This window comes from Afifella sp. IM 167, assembly GCF_020144925.1.
Classification (GTDB): domain Bacteria; phylum Pseudomonadota; class Alphaproteobacteria; order Rhizobiales; family Afifellaceae; genus Afifella.
In genome coordinates this window covers 152,083-171,102 of record NZ_NSLC01000006.1, presented here as the reverse complement: position 1 = coordinate 171,102, position 19,020 = coordinate 152,083, and the positions used below count along the sequence as shown (strand labels likewise).

Annotated in this window: 22 protein-coding genes; 16 read left to right on the top strand and 6 right to left on the bottom strand. The window is 62.6% G+C overall.

All coding sequences use genetic code 11. The features are described 5' to 3' along the window. Positions 1–63 precede the first annotated feature (63 nt). Positions 64–477, top strand: a complete 414-nt coding sequence (locus CLD20_RS12535) for a helix-turn-helix domain-containing protein (protein ID WP_224406985.1) — start codon at positions 64–66, stop codon at positions 475–477. A 2-nt stretch (positions 478–479) separates the two neighbouring features. Further along, entirely contained in the window at positions 480–803 is a 324-nt protein-coding gene (locus tag CLD20_RS12530; RefSeq protein WP_224407169.1) for a YnfA family protein, read from the top strand. 547 nt (positions 804–1,350) lie between these two features. On the opposite strand, the gene CLD20_RS12525 is transcribed toward CLD20_RS12530, so the two are convergent. Continuing rightward, positions 1,351–3,522 (bottom strand): heavy metal translocating P-type ATPase, encoded by a 2,172-nt coding sequence (locus CLD20_RS12525; protein ID WP_224406984.1) that lies wholly within the window; start codon positions 3,520–3,522, stop codon positions 1,351–1,353. A 66-nt stretch (positions 3,523–3,588) separates the two neighbouring features. On the opposite strand from CLD20_RS12525, the gene CLD20_RS12520 reads away from it, so the two are divergent. Then, positions 3,589–3,990, top strand: a complete 402-nt coding sequence (locus tag CLD20_RS12520) for a helix-turn-helix domain-containing protein (RefSeq protein WP_224406983.1) — start codon at positions 3,589–3,591, stop codon at positions 3,988–3,990. Between the two features lie 50 nt (positions 3,991–4,040). Here CLD20_RS12520 and CLD20_RS12515 read toward each other — a convergent pair whose 3' ends face one another. Then, a complete protein-coding gene (locus tag CLD20_RS12515; protein WP_224406982.1) occupies positions 4,041–4,622 on the bottom strand; it encodes a hypothetical protein in 582 nt (193 codons plus the stop codon). A 67-nt stretch (positions 4,623–4,689) separates the two neighbouring features. Between CLD20_RS12515 and CLD20_RS12510 the strand changes: the two genes are divergently transcribed. From CLD20_RS12510 to CLD20_RS12475, 8 genes are all read left to right on the top strand, one after another. Then, positions 4,690–5,220 carry a Crp/Fnr family transcriptional regulator gene (locus tag CLD20_RS12510; protein ID WP_224406981.1) on the top strand — a complete coding sequence of 177 codons (531 nt, stop codon included), beginning with the start codon at positions 4,690–4,692 and terminating at the stop codon, positions 5,218–5,220. Between the two features lie 59 nt (positions 5,221–5,279). Further along, on the top strand, positions 5,280–5,732 hold the full coding sequence (locus CLD20_RS12505; RefSeq protein WP_224406980.1) for a hypothetical protein: 453 nt from the start codon (positions 5,280–5,282) through the stop codon (positions 5,730–5,732). Between the two features lie 96 nt (positions 5,733–5,828). Then, positions 5,829–8,312, top strand: coding sequence for a heavy metal translocating P-type ATPase (locus CLD20_RS12500; protein ID WP_224406979.1), 2,484 nt, complete (start codon positions 5,829–5,831; stop codon positions 8,310–8,312). A gap of 3 nt (positions 8,313–8,315) precedes the next feature. Further along, positions 8,316–9,626 carry an APC family permease gene (locus CLD20_RS12495; protein WP_224406978.1) on the top strand — a complete coding sequence of 437 codons (1,311 nt, stop codon included), beginning with the start codon at positions 8,316–8,318 and terminating at the stop codon, positions 9,624–9,626. 67 nt (positions 9,627–9,693) lie between these two features. Continuing rightward, on the top strand, positions 9,694–10,092 hold the full coding sequence (cueR, locus tag CLD20_RS12490; protein ID WP_224406977.1) for a Cu(I)-responsive transcriptional regulator: 399 nt from the start codon (positions 9,694–9,696) through the stop codon (positions 10,090–10,092). Next, complete coding sequence (locus tag CLD20_RS12485; protein WP_224406976.1) at positions 10,089–10,502, top strand: cytochrome c; 414 nt, start codon at positions 10,089–10,091, stop codon at positions 10,500–10,502. Before cueR ends, CLD20_RS12485 begins: the two co-directional genes overlap by 4 nt. A gap of 47 nt (positions 10,503–10,549) precedes the next feature. Continuing rightward, positions 10,550–11,947: a multicopper oxidase family protein gene (locus tag CLD20_RS12480; protein ID WP_224406975.1), complete on the top strand. Its 1,398-nt coding sequence runs from the start codon at positions 10,550–10,552 to the stop codon at positions 11,945–11,947. A gap of 7 nt (positions 11,948–11,954) precedes the next feature. Continuing rightward, complete coding sequence (locus CLD20_RS12475) at positions 11,955–12,434, top strand: cytochrome c (protein WP_224406974.1); 480 nt, start codon at positions 11,955–11,957, stop codon at positions 12,432–12,434. Between the two features lie 14 nt (positions 12,435–12,448). Here CLD20_RS12475 and CLD20_RS12470 read toward each other — a convergent pair whose 3' ends face one another. Beyond that, on the bottom strand, positions 12,449–13,108 hold the full coding sequence (locus tag CLD20_RS12470; RefSeq protein WP_224406973.1) for a metalloregulator ArsR/SmtB family transcription factor: 660 nt from the start codon (positions 13,106–13,108) through the stop codon (positions 12,449–12,451). A gap of 86 nt (positions 13,109–13,194) precedes the next feature. Here CLD20_RS12470 and CLD20_RS12465 point away from each other — a divergent pair, with 86 nt between their 5' ends. From CLD20_RS12465 to CLD20_RS12445, 5 genes are read left to right on the top strand one after another with little or no spacing between them, the layout of a single operon-like run. Next, positions 13,195–14,037 (top strand): sterol desaturase family protein, encoded by an 843-nt coding sequence (locus tag CLD20_RS12465; RefSeq protein WP_224406972.1) that lies wholly within the window; start codon positions 13,195–13,197, stop codon positions 14,035–14,037. Continuing rightward, a complete protein-coding gene (locus tag CLD20_RS12460; protein ID WP_224406971.1) occupies positions 14,034–15,032 on the top strand; it encodes a VTT domain-containing protein in 999 nt (332 codons plus the stop codon). Before CLD20_RS12465 ends, CLD20_RS12460 begins: the two co-directional genes overlap by 4 nt. Before the next feature lie 50 nt (positions 15,033–15,082). Next, the gene (locus CLD20_RS12455) at positions 15,083–15,448 is read left to right on the top strand and encodes an SHOCT domain-containing protein (RefSeq protein WP_224406970.1); all 366 of its coding nucleotides are present in this window, start codon (positions 15,083–15,085) and stop codon (positions 15,446–15,448) included. Positions 15,449–15,475: 27 nt separating this feature from the next. Continuing rightward, positions 15,476–15,826: a DsrE/DsrF/TusD sulfur relay family protein gene (locus CLD20_RS12450; protein WP_224406969.1), complete on the top strand. Its 351-nt coding sequence runs from the start codon at positions 15,476–15,478 to the stop codon at positions 15,824–15,826. A 4-nt stretch (positions 15,827–15,830) separates the two neighbouring features. Next, positions 15,831–16,982 carry a cysteine desulfurase family protein gene (locus CLD20_RS12445; protein ID WP_224406968.1) on the top strand — a complete coding sequence of 384 codons (1,152 nt, stop codon included), beginning with the start codon at positions 15,831–15,833 and terminating at the stop codon, positions 16,980–16,982. 78 nt (positions 16,983–17,060) lie between these two features. Here the strand turns inward: CLD20_RS12445 and CLD20_RS20220 are convergent, their stop codons facing one another. The 3 genes from CLD20_RS20220 to CLD20_RS12435 are packed head-to-tail and all read right to left on the bottom strand — an operon-like array spanning position 17,061 to position 19,018. Further along, positions 17,061–17,186: a hypothetical protein gene (locus CLD20_RS20220; protein ID WP_255599760.1), complete on the bottom strand. Its 126-nt coding sequence runs from the start codon at positions 17,184–17,186 to the stop codon at positions 17,061–17,063. Between the two features lie 55 nt (positions 17,187–17,241). After that, complete coding sequence (locus tag CLD20_RS12440; RefSeq protein WP_224406967.1) at positions 17,242–18,231, bottom strand: zinc-binding dehydrogenase; 990 nt, start codon at positions 18,229–18,231, stop codon at positions 17,242–17,244. 13 nt (positions 18,232–18,244) lie between these two features. Beyond that, on the bottom strand, positions 18,245–19,018 hold the full coding sequence (locus CLD20_RS12435) for an SDR family oxidoreductase (protein WP_224406966.1): 774 nt from the start codon (positions 19,016–19,018) through the stop codon (positions 18,245–18,247). Positions 19,019–19,020: the final 2 nt, after the last annotated feature.

Here is a 19,020-nt window from a genome sequence, read left to right as displayed (position 1 = left end):
GAATTTCATGCCAAGGCAGGCTAAGGTCTGTAGCAACTACAGACTCAAGGAAGAATCCCAACAATGCCCGATCACGTTTCCGGGAAGCGATTGCAGCGCGCCGAACTGGCAAGGCGCACGGGCTGCAATCTCGAAACCATCCGCTACTACGAGAAGACGGGCATGATACCCGATCCGCCGCGCACGGCGTCGGGTTACCGCGTCTACGACGAAGCCCACGTCGCGCGGCTGCGATTCATCCTGCGCGCCCGCGAGCTCGGCTTTTCCATCGACGAGATTCGCGGCCTGCTCGACCTCGTCGATGGCGGTACGCAGACCTGCGCCGAAGTGAAGGAGCGGACAGAGCGACACCTCGCCGATATCCGGGCCAAGATCGCCGACCTGAAACGGATCGAGCAGGTGCTGGCTGCGACCGCCGCGCAGTGTTCCGGCGAGGACGTGCCGGAATGTCCTGTTCTGGAGGCGTTGGCATCGTGACGATGACGTTGGCGGTTTATATCGGCGCGGCAATTGCGGAAATCGCCGGCTGTTTCACTTTCTGGGCCTGGCTGCGCCTGGATCGTTCGCCGCTCTGGCTCATTCCGGGCATGGCAAGTCTTGCCGTCTTCGCCTGGCTTTTGACGCGCATCGACAGCGACTTCGCCGGTCGTGCCTATGCAGCCTATGGCGGCGTCTACATTGCCGCATCGCTTGTCTGGCTCTGGGTAATCGAGTCCCAACGACCGGACCGCTGGGACGTCACAGGTGCTGCGGTATGTCTTCTGGGCGCCGCAATCATTCTGTGGGGCCCGCGATCCATTTGACGCTTGGAACCCAAATCGATAGCCAGCGCCGCCTGCCCGCCGAATTCAAGCCTTCCCAGAATCACGGGTCCCGACCAGTTCGCGGTAGGCATCGATAAGCGGACGATCGCTCGCGACAGAGCTCCCCCATTCATCGTCTAGATTCTCCAACGCCGCCGGCAGGAATTCCGCGATGTCTGGCCGGTCTTGCTGACAGGCACACCTGAACACTTGCAGAATATCACGCTCCAACTGATCGGAATCTGAGGGCATCGCGGTGGGCTCCTTGCTTTCATTCAAGCCTGCGCTATCCAGCGATGGGAAGGTCAAGTCACCATTTCTTCAACGTTCCTCGGGCAGCACTCGGCCGATCGACGACAGGACCAGAATGGTATGAAGAGGCGAGAAGGCGAATTCGGAAAGACAGCCGCAGTTCCGAAAGTCTAAGTCCCGCGGAAGTCGCCAATTCGACTTGTGCCAGCCCGCCCCGGCATTTGCCCTTGTCCCCTACAAGGTGATGGAAAGGTACGATCAGGCACCGCGCACTTCACAATCCACGAAGACCTTCTCAACGCTCGTCACCCGGATCGGTCGAGTCATCACCCTGGAAACGCAGAAGACGCAACGCGTTGATTGTGACAAGCACAGTCGCGCCGGTGTCGGCCAGGATCGCCATCCACAGCGTCGTCGTGCCGGTCAGGGTTGTCACCAGAAAGACCGCTTTTAGCCCGAGCGCCAGCGCGATGTTCTGCCAGATGTTGCCGAGCGTGGCGCGCGACAATCCGACCAGTTCCGCCACGCCGGTCACGCGGTTTTTGAGCAAGGCGGCGTCGGCCGTTTCAAGTGCGACGTCGGTGCCGCCGCCCATGGCGATGCCGACCGATGACGCGGCAAGCGCCGGCGCGTCGTTGATGCCGTCGCCGACCATGGCGATGCCGCCATGCTCACGGAGCGCGGCGATTTCCGAAAGCTTGGCGTCGGGCAGCAGTTCGGCCTTGGCCTCCAGTCCGAGGCCGGAGGCGATCGCGTCGGCGGTGCGCCGGTTGTCTCCGGTCAGCATCACGGCCCGGATGCCGAGCGCCTTAAGGCGCGCAACTCCGGTCGCGGCATCCTCGCGCGGCTCGTCGCGCAGCGCGATGATCCCTATGGGTCGCTTGCCGGACAGCACGACCACTGCCGTCTTGCCCGCGGCCTCCAGCGCTTCAAGCCTGACACTGAGTTCCGGCGAGAGGTTACCTTGCTCGGCCGCATAGCGCGGCGAGCCGACGGAGACGAAGCCTTCACGCAGCCGCGCGGTGACGGTCTTGCCGGGAATGGCCATGGCCCCGCCGAAGACCTTCGGCAGTTCGAGGCCGCGCCCTTCGGCTGTCTCGACGATTGCCATGCCGAGCGGATGGCTGGACCCGTCTTCGACCGCGGCCGCCTTCGCCAGCAAGTCCACTTCTTCGCCTTCGAGCGGGATGATATCGGTGACCCGCGGCTTGCCGACCGTCAGCGTGCCAGTCTTGTCGAAGGCGACGGTGCGCACCTTGCCGAGTGTTTCCAGCGCCGCGCCACCCTTGACCAGCAACCCGTGCCGCGCCCCGGCGGCAAGGCCGGAGGCAATCGCCGCAGGCGTGGAGATAACCAGCGCGCACGGGCAGGCGATGAGCAGTGTCGCCAGCCCGCGATAGATCCACGTCGACCATTCGGCGCCGAAGAGCAGCGGTGGGACGACTATGATAAGAGCGGATACCACCATGGCGGCGGGCGTGTAGTATGCGCTGAAGCGGTCGATGAAGCGGGCGGTCGGTGCCTTCGAGCCCTGCGCTTCCTCGACCAGATGGATGATGCGGGCGATGGTGTTGTCGGCGGCCGTGCGGATGATCCGCACCCGAAGCACGCCATTGGCGTTGATGCTGCCGGCATAGACGGTGTTGCCCGCCTCCTTCAGCACCGGCACGGACTCGCCGGTGACCGGCGCCTCGTCCAGTTCGGAACTGCCCTCGACCACTTCGCCGTCTGAAGGCACCCGGTCGCCGGGTCGGACCACGACGATGTCATCGATGGCGAGTTCATCGGCGGGCACCTCAGTCACCGCACCGTCGCGTTCGCGGCGCGCGATGCGCGGGACGAGGTTCATCAGCGCCTCGATGCCGGCGCGCGCCCGGCCCGCGGCAACGTTCTCCAGAATTTCTCCGACCGCGAACAGAAAGACGACGATCGCCGCTTCCGCGCTCTCGCCGATCGCAACCGCGCCGATTGCCGCGACCGACATCAGGGTTTCAATGCTGAACGGCGTACCATGCCGTGCACCGGCGACGGCACGCCGGAGGATCGGCAGCACTCCGAGCAGCGCCGCCGCCAGATAGGCCCATTCGGCGATCGCGGGTGCAACTGTCGCGATGACAAATGCAAGACCCAGAAGAACGCCGGTGCCGATCACGAGTTGCCCCTTGCGTGTCTGCCACCAGGCCCGGTCGGAAACGCCACGCTCCGCCGTGGAGGTCTTTCCCGCATTAGCCTCCTCACCTGGCATCGAACGCGGTGTGTAGCCGAGCGAACGGATGCGATCCTCTACGGAGCCGCGGGAGGTGCGGTCCTCATCGAGGACGAGGGACAGCGTCTCCAGCCCATAGTTGACGTTGATCTCGGTGACGCCCGGCAGGCGCTTCAGCCCGTTCTCGATCTTGATCGCGCAGGCTCCGCAATCCATGCCTTCGACGCGGAGTTTGAGCGCTGTGTTGGGCTCGGTCGTCATGTGTCACCTCGACTCGTTCGATGCGACAGCTTATATGCACCCTGTAGCAACTATAGGGTCAAGGCCATGGCGCACGAAAACTTCTCCATCGGCGATCTCGCGAAGGCCACGAAGACGAAGGTGGTGACCATCCGCTATTACGAGCGGATCGGCCTTCTGCCGGAACCTGAGCGCACGGCCGGTAATTATCGCAGCTATTCGGCGGCGCATCTCGGCCGCCTCAGCTTCATCCGCCGGGCGCGGGACCTTGGCTTCTCCATTGAGCAGGTGCGCGACCTTCTCAGCCTTTCCGATCAACGCGACCGATCATGCGAGGCTGTGGACGCGATCGCGTGCGCGCATCTGACTGAGGTGGATCGCAAGATCGCCGACCTGCAGGCTTTGCGCCGCGAACTCGGGAGCATCATCGATCAGTGCGGATGCGGCACGATCGCCGAGTGCCGGATCATCGAGGCGCTGTCGCCGTGACTGCGGCCGAACCCAGTTCTTGGCATCTCCAAGTCGGTCGGCACGCCGGCCTATGGATGCGGCCCCTGACCGCGCGCGATGGCGATGTGATGGGCCTGATGATGCGCGCCAAGCGTCATCAAGCCGATAAAGCCCAAGCCACGTAGCTTTTCGAGATCATCGGGGTTTTCAGCCTTAGCGATGAGGCTCGCCCCGTCTGTGTTTGGCGTAGCTTCGTAGATGAATCCGCCAACGCCGTTCATCGTGGCGGCATGCGCGGCCACCATGCGAAGTATGGAGTCCCGAACCTCGCCGTTGCCGGCAATCCGGAAGATCCTGCCGCCGTCAGTGGGTTCGGAGGTTACACTGGCGCGGAGCGTGACGTTGTTCATGTCGATCAGGTGCTGGCGCAACGCTTCAAGATCGACCCTCGACCAATCCGTGGATTCATCGGCGGCCAGTATACCGGCAATCTCCTGAATCGCGGCAAAGGCGCCCTGCCCCGGCTCAGTAACATCAGCGGTCACCTCGATCGGCGCGGGATCCTCATGAGACCCGTGAGCCATTCCCGGCTGATGCATCATCCCGGTTTGTTGGGCCATCGCCTCCGCTGGCACCGTCACCAGAAAGGCACCAAGAAGAAGATGCTTCATGTTCGGACTCCGCTTTCCCTTGGACCGACCTTGCCATGCACGGCTTCATTCGAACATGATAGATATCATGTTTGAGCAATTGACTGATCTTTTCGGCATAGGTCAGAGCCGTCAGTTGATGGCTGGCGAGTATTTGTTTCACCGCAATGATCAGATCCGCTGGATGTTCCTGGTCACGCAAGGCGAGATACGTCTTCTGCGCTATCAGGAAAACGGCGCTCCCGTGATCCTGCAGCGCGCGCATGAGAACGAAATTCCCGCCGAGGCGTCCCTGTTTTCGGACCGCTACCACTGTGACGCCGTTGTGGCAGAACCATGCCGGATACTGGCGGTAGCAAGATCGGATTTCCGTCGGCAGCTTGAAAGCAGTCCAGCCCTGTACAATGCCTGGACGGAGCGGCTCGCTCGGCAAGTCCAACAGGCCCGGCTGCGTAGCGAAATACTGTCCTTGAAAACCGTCTCGCAGCGTCTAGACGCATGGCTGACGTGGAACCGGGGCCTGCCGCCAAAGGGACATTGGCTCCGATTGGCATACGAAATCGGGGTCAGTCCTGAAGCCCTTTACCGAGAGATCGGCAAGCGGCGGAAATACGGGTGAAATGCCGCAAATTGCCGGACCCGGGAAACTCCCCTAGGCTTTAGATTCATCTTTATGCGTTGGAGTCCAGCATCAACAAAGTCATCAACATCCCCGAACTGAATATCGCGTTCTTCTCGTTCGCGTTCCACTTCATCTGGGAATTCATCCAGATACCAACCTATGCGGGGATGGCCGAACTCAACCATTGGCAAGGTGTTCTGGTGTGCACCCAAGCGACATTCGGAGATGTCGGAATCGCGCTGATCGCGTTCTGGGCGGCCAGCCTATTCGTTCGATCACGACAATGGATCAGACCGCTCACGCCCCTGCCGCTGAGCGTATATTTGCTAACCGGCCTGATGCTCACGGTGGCGCTCGAATTTGTCTACACAAAGATCACGCACCGCTGGACCTACTCCGAACTCATGCCGCTGGTTCCGCCGCTCGACACCGGATTAAGCCCTCTGCTGCAGTGGATCATTGTTCCGCTATTGGTTGTTTTCGTGGTCCAGCGTCAGGTCCGGGACTGAAAGGCAACCGTGTCGCAAGTTCCTCTTGACCTTCCAGTCGCTGGAAGGCGCAAAATTCATCAAAATGCGATTTCCGTGAAGATGTGGAACAAGAAAATGAGCGAACATCACAGTCACGATCAGGACCATGCCCACAAAAGTCACGGTGGAGGGATCACCCGCGATCCGGTCTGCGGGATGACGGTGGACCCCGACGTGGGCAAGCCGAGCGCCACTTATCAAGGGCATAGCTATCATTTCTGCAGTGACGGCTGCAGGTCCAAATTCCAGGCCGATCCCGAAGCTTACCTTACCGCCAAGGACCCAGTCTGCGGCATGAGCGTGGACCGGTCGACGGCCAAATACCTCCACAAGCACGAAGGCGAAAAGGTCTATTTCTGCTCGCAAGGCTGCCACGACAAGTTCACTGCCGCGCCGGACGAATATCTGGGCGACCGTCCGGCGCTGAAGGCGATGCCGAAGGGCACCAAATATACCTGCCCCATGCATCCCGAAATCATACGGGACGCGCCGGGCGATTGTCCGATTTGCGGCATGGCGCTCGAACCCATGGGCGTACCGACAGGCGAGGAAGGTCCCAATCCCGAACTCATCGATTTCACCCGGCGCTTTTGGGTCAGCGCTGTGCTGTCGGTTCCCCTGCTGATCCTGACCATGGGCATGGTCGTTGGCCTGCCGATCCGTGATTGGATCGGCGAACGCGTTGCCGTCTGGGTCGAACTCGCGCTTGCGACCCCCGTCGTGCTCTGGGCCGCGATCCCCTTTTTCAAGCGGGCCTGGAGCTCTGTCCTCAACCGCAGCCCCAACATGTGGACGCTGATCGGCATAGGCGTAGGAACCGCTTATGGCTACAGCGTCGTTGCGACCCTGTTTCCCGGCATCTTTCCCGATGCGTTCCGCGGCCATGAAGGCACGGTTGCCGTCTATTTCGAGGCGGCTTCCGTCATCGTGGCATTGGTCTTCCTTGGACAGGTGCTGGAACTGCGTGCCCGGGAGCGCACCGGATCGGCGATCCGCGCCTTGCTCGACCTCGCGCCAAAGACGGCGCGCCGGGTCGGCGATGACGGCTCGGAAAGCGACGTGCCGCTTGAGGAGGTCGCCGCGGGCGACCGGCTGCGCGTGCGGCCCGGCGACAGCGTGCCGGTGGACGGCGTCGTGGTCGAGGGCCGCTCCTCGGTCGATGAATCCATGATTACCGGCGAGCCTGTGCCGGTCGAGAAATCCGAAGGCGACCCGGTGACCGGCGGTACGCTCAACAAGAATGGCAGCCTTGTGATGCGCGCCGAAAAGGTCGGCGCCGACACCATGCTCAGCCAGATCGTCGAAATGGTCGCCAAGGCGCAGCGTTCACGCGCACCGATCCAGGGACTGGCGGATACTGTGTCCGGCTATTTCGTCCCAACCGTCGTCGCGGTAGCGATCATCGCTTTCGTGATCTGGGCAATCTGGGGTCCGGAGCCGAGCATGGCTTATGCCATCGTCTCCGCTGTATCGGTACTCATTATTGCGTGTCCATGTGCCTTGGGGCTCGCGACACCGATGTCGATCATGACGGCAACCGGGCGCGGCGCGCAGGCGGGTGTATTGATAAAGGACGCCGAAGCGCTGGAGCGCTTCGCCAAAATCGACACGCTGATCGTCGACAAGACCGGGACGCTGACCGAAGGCCGCCCGAAACTGACAGATGTTTTGGCCGCAAACGGTCATGACGAAAACAGCGTACTGGCGCTGGCGGCAAGTCTGGAGCGCGGTTCCGAACATCCGCTTGCCGAAGCGATCGTCGAGGGTGCGGGGGAACGCGGAGTCGCGTTATCGAACGCAACCGATTTCGAAGCCATTACCGGAAAGGGCGTGAAAGGCAGGGTCGACGGCCGGCCAGTGGCTCTTGGCAACGCCGCGATGATGACGGAGGTATCCGCGGATACGAATAGCCTCAAGACCGAGGCCGACCGTCTCAGATCCGGAGGCAAGACAGCGATGTTCATCGCCATCGACGGCCAACTCGCCGGGATCGTGGCGGTCGCTGATCCGATAAAGCCGACCACCGTAGATGCGATCAGGCGCCTGCATCAAAGCGGCATGAAGATCATCATGGCGACCGGTGATAATGAACGGACGGCGCGAGCGGTCGCATCGCAGCTCGGCATCGACGAGGTGCGGGCCGATGTCCTGCCTGAAGACAAACAAAAGCTCGTCGAGGATATCCGGAAAGGCGGCAGCGGCGTCGCGATGGCGGGCGACGGGGTGAACGATGCCCCGGCCCTTGCCGCCGCAGATGTCGGCATTGCCATGGGCACCGGCGCCGACGTCGCGGTGGAGAGCGCCGGTATCACCCTGGTCAAGGGCGACCTGAACGGCATCGTCCGGGCCCGTGTCCTCGCCCGTTCGACGATGCGCAATATCCGGCAGAACCTGTTTTTCGCCTTTGTCTATAACACGCTCGGCGTGCCGGTCGCCGCCGGCATTCTCTTCCCGGTGTTCGGTCTGTTGCTCTCCCCGATGATCGCCGCCGGGGCCATGAGCCTGAGCTCGGTGTCGGTGATCGGCAACGCGTTGCGCTTGAGAACGCTGAAGCTGTAAGTGATGCGCGGCCACGACAAATCGGAAGGAACACTCAAGCTCCGGGGCGCCGTCGCCATGGGTCTTGGCGTCATGATCGGCGCCAGCATTTTCGCGCTAACCGGACAGGTGGCGGAACTCTCGGGCGGTCTGTTTCCATACGTGTTCGTCGTGGCAGCGGTTGTCACCGGGTTCAGCGCCTATTCGTATGTGCAAATGTCGAAGGCCTATCCTTCCGCGGGCGGCATCGCCATGTTTCTTGAAAAGGCCTACGGACGCGGCCTTGTCACGGCAGTCTGTGCGGTGTTGATGGCCCTCTCCATGGTCATCAATGAAAGCCTCGTTGCCCGCACCTTTGCGACATACACCCTGCAATTGTTCGATAAGGCGGACCGTGCCTTTTGGACCCCGGTCCTCGGCGTTGGGCTGATCGTGTTGGCGTTTCTGATCAACGTCGCAGGCAACCGAACCGTCAGCCTGTTCTCATTGACGTTGTCGACCGCCAAGATCATCGGCATTTCCCTGTTCGCACTCATCAGCCTTTGGGTGGCGGGTTCTCTGGGCGACACGGCCGCACGGCTCTCCGCCCCGCGAGAGTTTTCGAAGCTGGGATTTCTTGCGGCGCTGGCCCCCGCCATCCTTGCCTATAAGGGCTTCACGACGATCACCAATAGTGGCGGAGAGATCGTCAATCCGCATCGCAATGTCGCCCGGGCGATCGTCATTTCAATTGCGATTTCGGTCGTGATCTATTTTCTCGTCACGCTCGGTGTCAGCGCCAACCTCACCCTGCCGCAGATAGTTTCCGCCCGCGACTTCGCGCTCGCCGAGGCCGCGCGTCCGGCACTTGGCGATACCGGGCTCCTGCTCACCGTGATCCTGGCAATGATCGCCACTGCCTCTGGGCTGGTCGCCAGCATCTTCGCCGTGTCGCGCATGCTGACGATGGTCACAGAGATGAAACTGGTACCACACAGCCATTTCGGCATGACGGGTCCTCTGCGGTTTCACCTTCTAGTCTACACGGTCGTCATAGCAGCGGTTCTGACCGTGTTTCTCGACCTGACGCGCATCGCGTCTCTCGGCGCCATCCTTTACCTGATTATGGATATCGCCGTGCACTGGGGTGTTTTGCGCCACCTGCGCAAGGAGGTCTCAGCGAGGATGTGGGTTCTGATTTCGGCGATCGCTCTGGATGCTGTGGTCCTCGTCGCTTTCGTCTGGCTCAAAGCGACAACGGATTTCATGATCCTAGTACTTGCCGCTGCGACATTGGCGATCATTGTGGTCGGAGAGCGCTGGTTTCTTGGTTCAAAACACCGAAATACTGCTTGAGCCTCCACTTACTGGAAGGTTTATGTTGCAATAACTAGAATGCGTCGATGCGCGGAGCGCTCTGAAAATGAACATCGGAACCGCAGCCGATCAATCCGGCCTCCCGGCCAAGACAATCAGATACTACGAAGACATCGGTCTCGTCCGGCCCGATCGGGCCGGTAACGGATACCGGGATTACACCCGAACCGACGTGCACAAGCTCGCCTTCCTGCAGCGGGCGCGCGGACTGGGTTTTTCCATCGAGGAATGCCGCCAGCTCCTGGCCCTGTACGAGGACAAGTCCCGCGCCAGCGCCGAGGTCAAGGCACTGGCGAAACAGAGAATGGACGAGGTCGACCGCAAGATCGAGGAACTGCACCAATTGCGGCGCGTGTTGGGTCACCTGGTCTCCCATTGCCATGGCGACGAACGGCCCGAATGCCCGATACTCGACAGCCTGGCGGGAGAACCGAAACAGCAATGAACCGAAATAACCTGCTTATCATCGCCGCCGTCATGGTCCTCTCGCTTGGCGCCTATTTCTATTTCAAGCAAGCTCCTGAACCGTCGACACAAGGCAGCCCGCTTGTTGCCGTCACGGTGCCGGAACTCAGCACTGCCGCCAAGGTCGGCGAGGCAGCCTATAACGAGAACTGTGCGTCCTGCCATGGCCGGAACGGCGCGGGACAAGATGGCGTCGCGCCTCCCTTCGTCCACCGGATCTACGAGCCGAACCATCACGGCGATCAGGCCTTCTTTCTTGCCGCGCAGAACGGTGTGCGCGCGCATCACTGGCCGTTCGGCAACATGCCTCCGGTTGAAGGCATCACGCAGGGCGAGGTGGCGAGTATCGTCACCTATGTCCGGGAACTCCAGCGCGCGAACGGCATCTAGAGGAACGACCAATAGCATCCGCCATGTGTTTTTGAATCGAGACAAAAATGAGCTCACTGACCAGACGCGGGTTTCTCGCAACGGGTTTGGCGACAGTAGTCGCGCCGGCAGCCTTTTGGCGTTCGGCCAAGGCCGAAGACGGCACCATCGAATTGACGGCCAAACCATTCGAAAAATCCATACCCGGCGGCGGAGCTCCGGCCAGCACTCTATGGGGATATCAAGACCAGGTGCCCGGACCGCTCCTGCGCGCAAGACAAGGCGAGACGTTGCGGATTAGATTCCGTAACGAATTGCCGGAGCCGAGTTCCATCCACTGGCATGGCGTGCGCGTCGACAATTCCATGGACGGCGTAGCCGGCCTGACACAAGCCCCAGTGCCACCGGGAGACACGTTCGACTATGAGGTGAACCTGCCCGACGCGGGCACTTTCTGGTATCATGCCCACACCAAGAGCTGGGATCAGGTCGCACGGGGCCTTTACGGCCCCCTCATCGTTGAGGAGCGGGCGCCAACTTTCACCCCTGAGGCCGACATCCTGTTGATGCTTGATGACTGGCGTCTCGATGCGCAGGGCAGATTTGACGCAGCCTCGCTCGGTAACATGATGGATTGGAGTCACGCGGGCCGGCTGGGCAATTATTTGACCGTCAACGGTATGACCTCGCCCGACATTTCCGTGCCCGCCAACACCTGGTTGCGCCTGCGCCTGATCAATGCCTGCAATTCCCGCATCCTTGAGATCGACCCGAACCGTTTCAGTGCACGCGTGATCGCCTATGACGGACAGGCAATTGGTGAAGCGCGCGAACTCGACTATGCGCCATTGCTGCTCGGCCCCGCGCAACGGGTCGATCTTCTGGTGCGGTTCGACACACCGGGCCCTGTCGCACTTGAGGAACTGTCGCAGTCCAGCGCGTATCGCTTTGCCACGCTCAATGTCGCGGACAACGAGACACGCCAGGATCGAGAGCCGACGCTACCGCCCAATCTCTTGCCAGCACCCGACCTGCGAAACGCCCAGATGTTCGAACTTCTCATGGAGGGCGGCGCGATGGGCCAGATGAGTCAACTCACTTACAATGGCCGCGCGCAAACGCGCATGGATTTCATGGCCAACAAGCAGGTTTGGGGCTTCAATGGCGTCGCGAACATGGCGGACGAGCCATTCTTCTCGGTCGCCCGCGGTCAAAGCGTGATCGTCAACGTCGTCAATCGCACGAGCTTCCCGCACGCGATGCACACTCACGGCCACCACTTCAAGCTCCTGGAGCGCAACGGACAGGCCGGCGACGAGCAGATCTGGCGGGACACGTTTCTGATAGAACCGGACGGCATGGCAAAGATCGCATTCGTCGCCGACAATCCGGGCAAGTGGCTGTTTCACTGTCACATGCTCGAGCACGCCGCCGCCGGTATGACGACGTGGTTCGAGATTACCTGAAGCGAATATGGCGGCTTTCCAAATGCGGATAGCGATGGTTGGCGCCGTGGTCATCCTGATCCTGGGATCAGGATGGTTCTACATTGCGCTCAAAGGCGAAGTTCCCTCCCCCAGCCAACTCAGGCCCGATAACACGCAAATCGTGGCCATCGGCCAGCGCATCTACGCCGAGACCTGCGCAGCCTGCCACGGAGTGCGCTTGGCGGGAGAAGAGGACTGGCAGACGCGCGACGCGGACGGATACCTGCCCGCGCCACCCCATGATGAAAGCGGGCACACTTGGCATCATACCGACCAGGTGCTTTTCGATATCACCAAGTATGGCGTCCAGAAATTCGCTGGCACCGATTATAAAACAAGGATGCCGTCCTATCAGGGCATATTGAACGACTACGAAATATTGGCCGTTCTCTCCTACATTAAATCACAATGGCCGACAGAAATCCGACGGCGGCATGACCAGATGAGCGAGCGTGCGCGCGAGTGAATCTTGCGCCGCGATCAGGCGTGCTCGACCGGCAAACCCGCCGCCCTCCACTCGGGAAGACCGTCCTCCAGACGACGCACATTGAAGCCTTGGGCGCGCAGCGTCGCGACCGCCTCGAAGGACAATACGCACCAAGGCCCCCGGCAATAGGCGACGATCTCGTGGTCCGGATCGAGATCGGCGAGCTTTGCCTCCAGTTCGCTCAACGGAATGTTGATAGCGCCCGGCAGGTGCCCGACCGCGAATTCGTCCGGTGGGCGGACGTCTAGGACGGTCACGAGATCGTCTCGCGTTCGCCGTAGCAGTTCCTCGCGCGAAACGGGCTCCATGTTGTCGCGATCGTCGAAATAGTCCCGGCGTATGCGATCAACCGCAGCCAGATTGCGCTCCCCGACAGCCGAAAGCGCAGACAAGAGGTTGAGCACATTGTCGTCGGCTAGCCGGTAGAGCACGAATTTTCCGTCCCTTCGCGGGATGACCATCCCGGCACGTCTCAGCTGCTGCAGGTGCTGCGAGGCATTGGCGATCGACAGACCGACCCGCTCCGCCAGCGCGTCCACGCCGCGTTCGCCCTGGGCGAGATGTTCGAGGATTTCCAGCCGATGCTGTGACCCGAGTGCGCGGGCGACGGATGCGAACTCGGCATAGAGCGCCTGTTTGGGGCCAGTTGACATTCTCGCTTACCTTATACTATATCATTCAAGTGATCAATTGAATGTAATCGGCTTTTACCGGCTTGGCAAGGCCTCCGCGAGTTCCCATGAGCGACCTTATTCTTTCAAACGAACCGCTAATCCGGATGGGCTTCTTCCTCGGCATCCTGCTGGCGATGGTGATCTGGGAGGTCGCGGCACCTAGGCGCCGTCGCGAGATACCGCGCCTTCTCCGCTGGAGCAGTAATCTCGGCGTTGTCGTCATCGACACGTTGCTGGTGCGCCTCACCTTCCCCATTGTGGCGGTCGGCCTTGCCATTGTCGCCGAACAGCGCGGCTGGGGCCTGTTCAATATCCTCGACGTGCCGGCCTGGGTCGCCTTCGTCGTCGCGGTGTTGGCGCTCGACCTCGCAATCTATCTGCAGCATGTGATGTTCCATGCCGTACCGGCGCTGTGGCGCCTGCACCGCATGCATCATGCCGACCTCGAATTCGACGTGACGACAGGCCTGCGCTTCCACCCGGTCGAAATCCTGCTGTCGATGGGCATCAAGCTGGCGGTCGTTGCAGCACTTGGGCCGCCAGCGGTGGCGGTTCTCGTATTCGAGGTGCTGCTCAACGCAACGGCCATGTTCAACCATTCCAACGTTGCCATTCCGCCAGCCGTCGACCGCGTCCTGCGCATGATCGTGGTGACGCCCGACATGCACCGGGTGCATCATTCGATCCACCCCAGCGAGACCAACTCCAATTTCGGCTTCAACCTGCCCTGGTGGGACCGGTTGCTCGGCACCTACCGGCCGCAGCCTCGCGAAGGGCACGAGACGATGACCATCGGCATCGAGCAGTTCCGCACCCGCCGGGATTTGTGGCTCGACCGCATGCTGGTCCAGCCGCTGCGCGGCCCCGCAAGCGGATATCCGATTAACCGCGAGGAGGAGAAGCCGTGAACACGCCACACTTTGAGCCACGCGTCCTTCTCCTTCTGGGCATTGTCGCCGCAATCGCCTGGGCCGCCGTCAACCGCGACCGGCTGGATATCGAAGACCTCGATGCGTGGGTTGCCGGGTTCGGGCTTCTCGCGCCACTTGCCTATCTCGCGCTCTATGCCGCCGGCACGGTCGCATTCCTGCCGGGTGCCCTGTTCGCGCTGGCGGGCGGCGCCCTGTTCGGTCCCGTCTGGGGCTCGCTGCTCAACCTCGTCGGCGCGACGATCGGGGCAAGCCTCGCTTTCCTCATCGCCCGCTACCTCGCCGGCGATTGGGTGGCGGCGCGGACCGGGGGCAGGCTAAAGCGACTCATCGACGGCGTGGAGGCGGAGGGCTGGCGCTTTGTCGCTTTCGTGCGCCTCGTGCCGCTCTTCCCCTTCAATCTGACCAACTACGCGCTCGGCCTTACCCAGATCAGTTTCCGGTCCTACGCCATCACCTCGTTCATCTGCATGGCGCCGGGCGCGATCGCCTATACCTGGCTCGGCCATGCCGGGCGCGAGGCGCTCGCCGGCGACGCATCGGCAATCCGCTATGGCTTGCTCGCGCTCGGCCTGCTCGCGGCGATCGCCTTCTTGCCGAGGCTGATCCGCCGGCTGCGCGGCGACCAGAACCGATGGATCGACGCGAGTGCCTTGGCGGATCGCTTACGTGACGGCGGCATCACAATAGTCGATGTCCGCGGTCCCGACGAGTTCGCTGGCCCGCTTGGCCATATCGAGGCCGCGTTGAACATCCCGCTCGGTGAATTGCCTGGCAGATTGACCGAGATCAGCGCGTCTCAGGCGCGGCCTGTCATTCTCGTCTGCAAGACGGACAAGCGCTCGGCAAGCGCTGCGGCCGTACTCGGCAAAGTCGGCTTCAGCGATGTCAGCGTTTTGCGCGGCGGCATGGAACAGTGGAACCGTGACGGTCGGCCGATTGAGAACAGCCAGGCGACGGAACTGACCCGATAACGCCATCCGTAGCCGCAACTGTCCGGGTCAAATCGAGAAGGAGAACGAAGATGACAAGATTTCCAGTATCGACTGCCTTTCTGGCGGTCACCGCAAGCGCCCTTTTGTCGAGCGCGGCATGGGCGCAACAATCATCGCCCGATTATGACCGCTACGGCTGGGGGCCGCACATGATGGGATGGGAGGGCGGCTGGTTCGGCATGATCTTCGGGCCAATCTTCATGATCCTCGTGCTTGCCGTCGTGATTGCGGTCGCGGTTCTCATTGTCCGTTGGCTCGGCGGGCCGTGGCACGCCACCGCGCCCCATCAGTCTCCAACGGCGCAATCACCTCTTGATATCCTCAAGGAACGTTTCGCCCGTGGTGAGATCGACAAGGATGAATTCGAGGAACGCCGACGCATCCTTAGCGAATGACCCTTACCCGCGATGGAGGCAAGGCACATGAAGACCCTGTTCATCCTCAACGATCCGCCCTACGGCACCGAGCGCTGCTACAACGCCCTTCGCCTCGCCCACACGCTCATGAAAAAGGAGCCTGAGGCCGGGATAACGGTCTTCCTGATGGCCGATGACGTCATCGCCGCGCGCAAGGGGCAGAAGACGCCGGACGGCTATTACAACATGGAGCGCATGCTCAAGCGTGTGCTCGCTAAAGGCACTGTATTGCTTTGCGGCACCTGCATGGATGCGCGCGGCATGACCGACGACGATGTCATGGACGGCGCGCGGCGCAGTACCATGGATGAACTCGGCGATGAGACGCTTGGCGCCGACAAGGTGCTGGTGTTCTGAACCGATGGCCCGGATCTATCTCGACTACAATGCGAGCACGCCGATCGACCCCGCCGTCGCCGCCGCCATGCGGCCGTTCCTCGAGGAGAATTTCGGCAATCCCTCCAGCGGCCATTGGGCCAGTACCCCGGCCAAGGCCGAATTGGAACGGGCACGCGCTCAGGTCTCAGCATTGCTGGGATCGGCACCCGAGGAGATCGTGTTCACGAGCGGTGGCAGCGAAGCCAACAACCTGGCGATCAAGGGCACGTTCTTCGCGCTCCGCGACAAAGGCGACCACATCATCACGACCGCGGTCGAGCATCCCGCCGTCCTCGCCCCTTGCCGGTTTCTCGAGCGGCTTGGCGCGACGGTCACCTATCTGCCGGTGGATTCGAACGGCAGGGTCGATCCCGACGACGTGCGCCGGGCAATCTCGCCACGCACCATCCTGATCAGCGTCATGCATGCCAACAACGAGGTTGGCACCATCCAGCCGATCGAGGAGATCGGCGTCATTGCCAGAGAGCATGGCATCAGGTTTCATACAGATGCGGCGCAGTCGGTTGGCAAGATCCCGACACGCGCGGACGATCTTGGCGTCGACCTCCTGACGATTGCCGGGCACAAGCTCTACGCGCCAAAAGGTATCGGAGTGCTCTTTGTACGCGGCGGCATTGAACTCGAGCCCCTGATCCACGGTGCAGGCCATGAGAGTGGCCGGCGGGCCGGTACAGAGAGCGTGCTGCTCGCATCCGGTCTGGGCGCTGCTTGCGAACTCGCGCAAGACCTGTCGTCGGTGGAGCGGATTCTAAAACTCCGCGATCACTTCTGGCATGCGCTGCGGGACCGCCTCGGCGATCGTATCGTTCTGAACGGCCATCCCGAGCGTCGCCTGCCGAACACGCTCAATGTCTCCTTCGTCGGCCTGGCCGGCGCCGACGTTCTCGCGCAGCTCGATGGGGTGGCGGCATCGACCGGTTCGGCCTGCCATGCGGGCCGGGTCGAGCTTTCGCCGGTGCTTGCGGCCATGGGCATACCGGAGAAGATCGGTATGGGCGCCGTGCGCTTCAGTCTCGGACGATACACGAGGAATGAGGAGATCGATGCGGTGCTAGGGTTGATCGCATCCATCTCGAACTTGTTTTCGAAGGTAGCGCCGAACCCATCCAGCTAGACGGCGGTCGCCGCACTTAGTGCGTTCCGATTGGAAGGCAAAATACAACCAAAGTACAACAATCAAAATTTTGAGCGCTCAAGCTGCTGATTTTGTTATTCTTTTCGAAAAATCCGTCCAATCCATCATGGGCGCGACGGCGAAGCGCGCCGCCGGGGCGGCGCCGCTATAGGGGCCGGAAAGGTTGGCTGTGATGGCGCTCATGGCGCCCTTTTGCCATCAGACGCGCGAAGCGACAAACCCCCTCGCCCGGTCGGCCTCAGCCGGCGGGGCGCAGGATGATCTTCGGCAGGGCGTTGCAGCCGGCGCGGATATCGGCAAAGGCGGCCCCGCCCTCGGCGAGCGGGCGGGCGTCGAACCAGTCGAGCGGGCCGAGCCGGCCGGCCACCATCGCCGCGAAGGTCTCGGCGAAATCCGTCATCGTGTAGCAGTAGCTGCCGAGGAAGCTGACTTCCTGCAAGGTGACGCGGCGCACGTTGACGCCGCCCGAGGCGCTCGCCAGCCCGACATGGACGACGACACCGCCCGGCCTCACCGCCTCGCTGGCGACGGCGCGCGAGGCCTCGCCGCCATAGGCGTCGACGACGATGTCGAAGAACGCGCCCGCCTCCACCGAAGCGACGACGGAAAAGTCGCCCGCCGCCTCCAGCACCGGGCGGCGGAGCGCGTTCGGCTCCACGATGGCGATCTTTCCCGCGCCAAAGGCGGCAAGCGAGAGGGCGGCGCCGATACCGATCGGCCCGCCGCCGATGACGAGGGCGCTTGCCGCGGCCGGCGGTACGAAGGAGGAGGCGGCGGCGAGCTTCACCGCATGCCATGAACAGGCGAGCGGCTCGCACAGCGCCGCCTTGTCGAGGGCAAAGCCCTCCGGCACCGTCAGGAGATTGCGCTCGGGGATGACGATCCTCTCCGCGAAGGCCCCCTGGCGGGGCGGCATGGAGAGGATCTGCCGATCCGGGCAGAGATTGGTGCGGCCCGACAGGCAGGCCGGACAGGCCATGCAGGTGACGAGCGGATTGACGGTGACCCGCCTTCCCTCCCCCGGCCCTTCCAGGATGACGCCGGCGGCCTCGTGGCCGAGCGTCAGCGGTGCCGGACGGCGTTCGTCATGGCCGAGATAGGCATGCATGTCCGAGCCGCAGATGCCGACGGCATCGACGCCGACGACCACTTCGTCGTTGCCGGGGCGCGGATCGGCCGCCTCGCCGAAGGCGAGCGTTTCCGGGCCGGTATAGATGAGGGCCTTCATCCTGTCCTCAGTGTCACTTGGCGAGATAGCCGCCCTCGACGCCGATCACCTGGCCGGTGATGTAGGCGGAGGCCGGCGCGGCAAGGAAGACCGTGATGCCGTTGAGATCGGCGAGCTCGCCGTTGCGGCCGATGGCCGTCGCCTCCGCATGGTGCTGGAGAAGCTCGGGATCGGAAAAGACGGGCCCGGTCAGCTCGGTCGGGAAGAAGCCGGGCGTGATCGCGTTCGCCCTGACGCCGTTCCGCGACCAGGCCTCCGCCATCGCCCGGGTGAGCTGAGCGATGCCGCCCTTGGAGGCGCCGTAGGCCATGCCGTTGGCGAAGGCGCGGAAGGATTGCAGCGAGGCGATGTTGATGATGGAGCCGCCGCCGCTGGCCACCATGCCGGGCACGAGCGCGCGGGCGAGGAAAAACGGCACCCCCAGATTGAGATGCAGCGTCTGGTTCCAGCTCTCGAAGGAAACCGCGGCCGGCGGCTCGCGCAGATTGATGCCGGCGGCGTTGACGAGGATCGTCGGCGAGCCAAACGCATCGCCCGCGCGCGCGCCGAGCGCTTCCACGGCGCCCCCGTCGAGAAGGTCGGCGGTGAGCGCGGTGGCGGTCCCGCCCGCCGCGGCGATCTCGTCCACCAGCGCCGAGAGCGCCTCCTGACGCCGTGCCACGCAGATGACCGAGGCGCCGGCCCGCGCCAGGGTCTTGGCCATGTGCCGGCCGATCCCGGAGGAAGCGCCCGTGACGAGCGCCGTCCTGCCGTTCAGCGAGAAGAGGTCGGAAAGGAAATCGCTCACAC

Excerpts from the sequence above, each read along its gene's own strand:
- CLD20_RS12515 (WP_224406982.1), bottom strand. The coding sequence starts at position 4,622 with ATGAAGCATCTTCTTCTTGGTGCCTTTCTGGTGACGGTGCCAGCGGAG.
- CLD20_RS12475 (WP_224406974.1), top strand. The coding sequence starts at position 11,955 with ATGGCGGCTTTCCAAATGCGGATAGCGATGGTTGGCGCCGTGGTCATC.
- CLD20_RS12480 (WP_224406975.1), top strand. The coding sequence starts at position 10,550 with ATGAGCTCACTGACCAGACGCGGGTTTCTCGCAACGGGTTTGGCGACA.
- CLD20_RS12530 (WP_224407169.1), top strand. The coding sequence starts at position 480 with ATGACGTTGGCGGTTTATATCGGCGCGGCAATTGCGGAAATCGCCGGC.
- CLD20_RS12485 (WP_224406976.1), top strand. The coding sequence starts at position 10,089 with ATGAACCGAAATAACCTGCTTATCATCGCCGCCGTCATGGTCCTCTCG.
- CLD20_RS12465 (WP_224406972.1), top strand. The coding sequence starts at position 13,195 with ATGAGCGACCTTATTCTTTCAAACGAACCGCTAATCCGGATGGGCTTC.
- CLD20_RS12520 (WP_224406983.1), top strand. The coding sequence starts at position 3,589 with ATGGCGCACGAAAACTTCTCCATCGGCGATCTCGCGAAGGCCACGAAG.
- CLD20_RS12510 (WP_224406981.1), top strand. The coding sequence starts at position 4,690 with ATGTTTGAGCAATTGACTGATCTTTTCGGCATAGGTCAGAGCCGTCAG.
- CLD20_RS12535 (WP_224406985.1), top strand. The coding sequence starts at position 64 with ATGCCCGATCACGTTTCCGGGAAGCGATTGCAGCGCGCCGAACTGGCA.
- CLD20_RS12445 (WP_224406968.1), top strand. The coding sequence starts at position 15,831 with ATGGCCCGGATCTATCTCGACTACAATGCGAGCACGCCGATCGACCCC.
- CLD20_RS12495 (WP_224406978.1), top strand. The coding sequence starts at position 8,316 with ATGCGCGGCCACGACAAATCGGAAGGAACACTCAAGCTCCGGGGCGCC.
- CLD20_RS12470 (WP_224406973.1), bottom strand. The coding sequence starts at position 13,108 with ATGTCAACTGGCCCCAAACAGGCGCTCTATGCCGAGTTCGCATCCGTC.
- CLD20_RS20220 (WP_255599760.1), bottom strand. The coding sequence starts at position 17,186 with ATGAGCGCCATCACAGCCAACCTTTCCGGCCCCTATAGCGGCGCCGCC.
- cueR (WP_224406977.1), top strand. The coding sequence starts at position 9,694 with ATGAACATCGGAACCGCAGCCGATCAATCCGGCCTCCCGGCCAAGACA.
- CLD20_RS12440 (WP_224406967.1), bottom strand. The coding sequence starts at position 18,231 with ATGAAGGCCCTCATCTATACCGGCCCGGAAACGCTCGCCTTCGGCGAG.
- CLD20_RS12450 (WP_224406969.1), top strand. The coding sequence starts at position 15,476 with ATGAAGACCCTGTTCATCCTCAACGATCCGCCCTACGGCACCGAGCGC.
- CLD20_RS12525 (WP_224406984.1), bottom strand. The coding sequence starts at position 3,522 with ATGACGACCGAGCCCAACACAGCGCTCAAACTCCGCGTCGAAGGCATG.
- CLD20_RS12500 (WP_224406979.1), top strand. The coding sequence starts at position 5,829 with ATGAGCGAACATCACAGTCACGATCAGGACCATGCCCACAAAAGTCAC.
- CLD20_RS12455 (WP_224406970.1), top strand. The coding sequence starts at position 15,083 with ATGACAAGATTTCCAGTATCGACTGCCTTTCTGGCGGTCACCGCAAGC.